4 protein-coding genes are annotated in these 3,461 nt (G+C 62.1%); 3 read left to right on the top strand and 1 reads right to left on the bottom strand.

From position 1 onward, the window contains the following. Nucleotides 1-108 precede the first annotated feature (108 nt). A complete protein-coding gene (locus EOA24_RS31335; RefSeq protein WP_126082308.1) occupies nt 109-1,428 on the bottom strand; it encodes a twitch domain-containing radical SAM protein in 1,320 nt (439 codons plus the stop codon). 205 nt (nt 1,429-1,633) lie between these two features. On the opposite strand from EOA24_RS31335, the gene EOA24_RS31330 reads away from it, so the two are divergent. From EOA24_RS31330 to EOA24_RS31320, 3 genes are all read left to right on the top strand, one after another. Beyond that, nucleotides 1,634-2,068: a PqqD family protein gene (locus EOA24_RS31330; protein ID WP_126082307.1), complete on the top strand. Its 435-nt coding sequence runs from the start codon at nt 1,634-1,636 to the stop codon at nt 2,066-2,068. After that, complete coding sequence (locus EOA24_RS31325) at nt 2,035-3,150, top strand: hypothetical protein (protein ID WP_127410458.1); 1,116 nt, start codon at nt 2,035-2,037, stop codon at nt 3,148-3,150. Before EOA24_RS31330 ends, EOA24_RS31325 begins: the two co-directional genes overlap by 34 nt. After that, nucleotides 3,147-3,461: glycosyltransferase family A protein (locus EOA24_RS31320; RefSeq protein WP_189354383.1), on the top strand; the 315-nt coding region annotated here is incomplete at its 3' end. The genes EOA24_RS31325 and EOA24_RS31320, both read left to right, overlap by 4 nt.

Raw genomic sequence — 3,461 nt, 5'->3', positions numbered from 1 at the left:
GACAAGACCGTCGCCAAACGTCATGCGATCACGGCGAGAGCGCTGGCCGATTGCAGGGGGTGGCTCGGACTGCCGTCACAGGCGCAGGCTGCGGAATAAACGCCCCGATCAACGCGCCGTTCGTCGCCAGAAGCTGGCCGCGGCACGGCGCGCTGCTGAGATGAAGCGTCTCGCGGTACCGGACAAACCGTGCGCCGATACCAGAATCGGACCAATTTCCGTCAGGACATTCGACGTCGATTCGGATCTCAGCCGGTCAAGAGCGTCCATGCGCTTTGCCAGCCTTGGCAGCTCGGACGCCAGATCCTCTGACCGCATATAGCCAATGACGCCATTCACGTAGCGTTGCATTTGTTCGGCACCGGCGCCTGGTTCCGACTGCGCCAGGAAGGAACGCAACTTTTGCTCGATCTTGCTTTTTTGCCTCTGCGGAAGCACCTGCGTGCGCATGAATTTCGGCTCTTGCAGAGAGTGCATGTGGATCTCGGATGCCCTGGCCTCGCACTCGTGCCGCAAGGCATCCAGAAGCTCGACCAAAGTGCTGACGTTCAAAGCGGAAACGGTTATGCCGAACTCCAAGTCCACGCCCGGACATTCCCGTCGCAGCCGGATGATGTTGTCGACGAATAGCGGCCAGTCGAAACCGTGCCGAATAAGGGCACCGCGGGCACCAGTGTCGTCGACACTTGCTTGGACACTGACATTCTCAAATGCGTTCCACAGCTGGAATATCGATCTTCCGCCCAAGCCCGTGACGGACATGTTCGTATTATAGCGCAGGCTGACATGGGTTCGTCCTGCCTCGATCAGAGCATCCAGCAACCGATAGTGCTCTTCCGTCAAAAGCGGTTCGCCGCCAGCGAAGTAGATCGACTCGATATTGTCGATCCAGCCCGACATCTGGTCCATCATCTCGGTGGCCGAGGCGAAGCTCTTGATCTCGGCTTTGTCACCCGCGGTGACGCCGATGGCGCGGCCATCGGTGAACCACTTCGAACTGGCGCCGTGCCAGCAGCTTCGGCACTTGAAATTGCACAGGTTCGAGAACCTGACATCGAGCGCCGCCGGCGATGCCGGCGCGGCCGCGAAGGGTTCATCCGCGGACGCAAGCCGCCGGTGCCATGCGCTGAACTGGCGATTCATCTGCTGGCGCAGGCTGTCCCCCTCTCTTTCGTCACGGTCGAAACATTTCCAGCACTGCCCAACCGGTTCCTGCCGTGCAAACCGATGTCGTATCTGCTGCAGCGCCTCGCTGCTCCAGGCTCCCTTCAGGCCTTCTTTCCGCACGTGGCCTATTGATCCGTCGAACTCGCAGCAAGGCGAGATCGCGCCATCGGTCGCGACATGCAGATTAATCCACGGCATGACGCAGAAGCCGTCACCGCTCCCGGGGGAATGGCGGTCCTTTTCACGGTTCAGCTCTCTCATGCCGGCTCACGACCATGCGCGACGGCCGCTCGGCCGGGTGTGGAATTCCATTGAAGACTCCGCTTTTGCGCCACGGCGTTCCTCAGCCAATCTGCGAATTCAGTTGGGTTGCTTCGAATGAAGCGCTGCAAATCTTTGACCAAGGAACACTTCCCCCACGCGGCCCCTTGGTGTATCACCCCGCCATTTAGGGGCAAAGGGCGGAATGATGTTGGGCGTCGTCTTAGACGAAACAAATTTGTCGAGCGAGATCTTCGACGGTGAAGTCGTCGCGGTGAACTTTGCGACCGGCAAGTATTACGGCATGAAGGGGAGCGCGCAGCTCATCTGGGAGATGTTGCGTAAGCCTGTCGATCCCACCATGATCGAGACGGCGTTGAGGACGGGTTATCCCGACTTGGACGACGATGACATTGCCTCGGTGCGAGGCTTCCTCGACCTCCTCGCGGAGGAAGGCATACTTCTGCCGGCCTCGCCGATCGAATTGCCCAAGCTGCCCGACATTTCCAGCCGCGCATCCTTCATGAGGCCGGAGCTGGAGATTCACACGGACTTGCAGGAGCTGATTGTCCTCGACCCCATCCATGACGTGGATCCGGGCGGTGGATGGCCGCTGCGGCGGGAGCTGGGGGACAGCTGATCCGAATGGTCCGAGCCGCCGTCGATCCCCGTACGGCGCCTGCAGCATTCGTCCGCCGCGTCATTGCCGACGCGAGTTTCCGGTGGTACGAATCCGGCGCTGAGCATCGCTTTCGCCTTGGCGGGTTGACGCTGCGGCTGCGCACATGCGGAACCGCGCTCGATCCGGTCATCCTGCCGGTTCTGCGTCATGCGCAAACAACGGGAGCCACTGCGGAAGACCGCTCGATCACTGTCTATGCCGTCTCGCATGAGGACGACGGCTTTCCGGCTCCGCCCGCCGAATGGCCCTTTGAAGCCGACGAGGCCGATGCCGTCACCCGGACCGTATGGGACAGCGAGGCCGGCGTCGCAATCGTATCCGACGAGAGCCGCGGAATCTGGCATCTGCACGACCTGTCCGCCGGCACCGGCGTCTATTGGGTGGGAGCCGCTGCCCGGCTGCCGGTCTGGGAATACGGGTCTCCGCTGCGCCACCACATCCATTGGGGCGCGTTGGCCACGGGGCACGCGATGCTTCATTCCGCCGTTGTCGGCGAAGATGGCGTGGGCGTGATGCTCGCCGGTCCGGGAGGTTCCGGCAAATCGACGCTGACGGCTGCCGCAATTTCCGCGGGGATGCAGACCACGGGCGATGATATTGTGCTGGTGTCGCAGTCTGGGGCAGACTGGCGAAGCCACTCGCTCTTCGACACCATGAAACTCACCGGGATGGCGGAGATCCTCTTCAGCGGGCTTGCCGCGCAAGCAGTGAACCGGGACCGTCGCCCGGGGGAAAAGGCGCTCGTCCCGATCAGCACGACGATACCGGATGCGCTGGTCCCGCAAATCGCGGTGAAAGCTCTTGTCTCCTGCAAGCTCACCGGCGAGGATGCTTCGACAATCCGTTCCGCTTCACGGTTCGATATGATCCGTGCGCTCTCGCCAAGCACGTCGAAGATCTTGCGGACCGGCCATAACGAGATATTCCAGCAGGCCGCCAGCCTGTCGCGCTCGCTTCCATGCCACGAGTTCCTGATCGGCAACGATCCGATGGAGGCGGCAACCGTGCTGCGAGGGTTCGTGCGGGAACTCAGAGCATGAGCGACAGCCCAACGATCAGCGTCATCATGCCGGTGCGAAACGGCGAGAAATACATCGCCGACGCCCTGAAAACCATACTCGACCAAGCGTGGCCGGTGCAGGAAATCCTGGTTGTCGACGACGGCTCGACCGACCGCTCGCGCGAGATCGTCGAGACCCTGGCTTCGCGTTTCCCGGCGATCCGCGTCCTCGACGGGCCGCGGCGCGGCCCGGGACCCGCGCGAAATGTCGGCCTGAGGATCGCCGGCGGCGAGTTCATCGGCTTCCTGGATTGCGATGACCTCTGGCCGGCCGACAAGCTCTCGCTGCAT

It is taken from the genome of Mesorhizobium sp. M2A.F.Ca.ET.039.01.1.1 (assembly GCF_003998035.1).
In the GTDB taxonomy this organism is placed as follows: Bacteria; Pseudomonadota; Alphaproteobacteria; order Rhizobiales; family Rhizobiaceae; genus Mesorhizobium.
This window is presented reverse-complemented; position numbering and strand designations above follow the sequence as displayed.

Coding starts and splice junctions, on each gene's coding strand:
- EOA24_RS31335 (WP_126082308.1), bottom strand. CDS start 1,428: ATGAGAGAGCTGAACCGTGAAAAGGACCGCCATTCCCCCGGGAGCGGT.
- EOA24_RS31330 (WP_126082307.1), top strand. CDS start 1,634: ATGATGTTGGGCGTCGTCTTAGACGAAACAAATTTGTCGAGCGAGATC.
- EOA24_RS31325 (WP_127410458.1), top strand. CDS start 2,035: ATGGCCGCTGCGGCGGGAGCTGGGGGACAGCTGATCCGAATGGTCCGA.